Raw genomic sequence first — 848 nt, 5'->3', positions numbered from 1 at the left:
AGTATGCAAAAAAACTAGAGAATGTAATCAGAGGCAAAAAGTTCGAACTAGTAGACCACAACCCCGCACGCCCTCTAAACAAAGTAATCGGAGAAGGCGGAGGCGGCGGCAACGCTGTCAATCACATGGTCAAGAGCAACATCGAAGGCGTTGAATTCATCTGCGCCAACACTGATGCTCAAGCGCTGAAAAACATCGGCGCGCGGACCATCCTGCAACTGGGCACCGGCGTGACCAAAGGTCTGGGCGCTGGCGCCAACCCTGAAGTAGGTCGTCAGGCCGCTCTCGAAGACCGTGAGCGCATTGCCGAAGTCCTGCAGGGCACCAACATGGTGTTCATCACCACTGGCATGGGCGGCGGTACCGGTACCGGTGCTGCGCCGATCATCGCCGAAGTGGCCAAGGAAATGGGCATTCTGACCGTTGCTGTCGTAACGCGTCCGTTCCCGTTCGAAGGCCGCAAGCGTATGCAGATTGCCGACGAAGGCATCCGTATGCTCTCGGAAAGCGTCGACTCGTTGATCACCATTCCTAACGAGAAGCTGCTGACCATCCTCGGTAAAGACGCCAGCCTTCTGTCGGCTTTCGCCAAGGCTGACGATGTACTGGCCGGTGCCGTTCGCGGTATCTCCGACATCATCAAGCGTCCGGGCATGATCAACGTCGACTTCGCCGACGTGCGTACCGTGATGAGCGAAATGGGCATGGCGATGATGGGCACTGGCTGCGCCAGCGGTCCGAACCGTGCACGTGAAGCCACCGAAGCGGCAATCCGCAACCCGCTGCTGTAAGACGTGAACCTGCAAGGCGCACGCGGCATCCTGGTGAACATCACCGCCGGTCCTGAC

General features: G+C 58.5%; 1 pseudogene. It reads left to right on the top strand.

Annotated features, from left to right (window positions below):
* Positions 1-26: 26 nt before the first annotated feature.
* Positions 27-848: pseudogene (gene ftsZ, locus ACIPIZ_RS24135) on the top strand (cell division protein FtsZ); the annotation flags it as partial.

Source organism: Pseudomonas sp. NPDC087690, from assembly GCF_044743175.1.
GTDB lineage: Bacteria > Pseudomonadota > Gammaproteobacteria > Pseudomonadales > Pseudomonadaceae > Aquipseudomonas.
This window is presented reverse-complemented; position numbering and strand designations above follow the sequence as displayed.